Source organism: Streptomyces sp. SID11385, from assembly GCF_010548245.1.
Lineage (GTDB): Bacteria > Actinomycetota > Actinomycetes > Streptomycetales > Streptomycetaceae > Streptomyces.
This window is the reverse complement of the sequence record NZ_JAAGLR010000989.1, coordinates 1-684: the sequence shown is the minus strand read 5'-3', so window position 1 is coordinate 684 and position 684 is coordinate 1. Positions and strand designations below refer to the sequence as shown.

Sequence of the window (684 nt, the reverse complement as noted above, 5' to 3'; positions counted from 1 at the left end):
GCGCGGCGTGCACGGCGGCGAGGCGGCGCGCGTCGTCGATGCGGCCGGCCGCCTCGGGGGCGAAGTCGGGCACGTGCGGCGGGGGCGCGCTGCGCGCGAGGAAGGCGAGTTTGCGGCGCCGGGAACGGTTGCTGTTCTCGGCCTTGTGCGTCGCGATGACGAGGAGCCAGGGTCTGAGCGAGCCGCCGTCCGGCTCGACGCGATCCCGGGTGCGCCACGCCGTCAGGAAGGTCTCGGCGGTGACGTCGTCGGCCGCCGACCAGTCGCCGGTGAGGCGCAGGGCGTGGTTGTAGACGGCGCGCGCGTGGTCCTCGTACAGCTCGGTGAATGCCCGGCGGTCTCCGGCCCGTACGCCACGGCGCAGAGCACCCGCCTCTTCTGTGTCCCTCACACCAGGTTCTCTCCGCGCCCCGCACCGGGTTCCCGTGACGTGCGCCACGTGGGCCACGTGGGCCGCGTGGGCCGCACGCGCCGTGCGGGCCGCGTGCGGAGCGGGGGTCGGGGAGGCCGGGAACGTCGGAGCCGCGGCCACGTCCTGCGGATTCCCGCCCCGGTACGGAAACCCTAGCGACCGGCGTACGGCGCGGCCCCGCGCCGCCCGGGGCCCCGCCGCGACGCGGTGAGGAGCGCCGCCGCGAGGGTGCAGGCCGTGAGGGCCGCGGGGACCGCCACGAGGAGCCCGGT

Annotated in this window: 1 protein-coding gene; it reads right to left on the bottom strand. The window is 77.2% G+C overall.

Features of this window, described 5'->3' with window-relative positions; translation table 11 throughout:
• On the bottom strand, window positions 1–391 hold a 391-nt coding region (locus tag G3I42_RS30270), incomplete at its 3' end, for an RNA polymerase sigma factor (RefSeq protein ID WP_164290941.1).
• Between the last annotated feature and the right edge of the window lie 293 nt (window positions 392–684).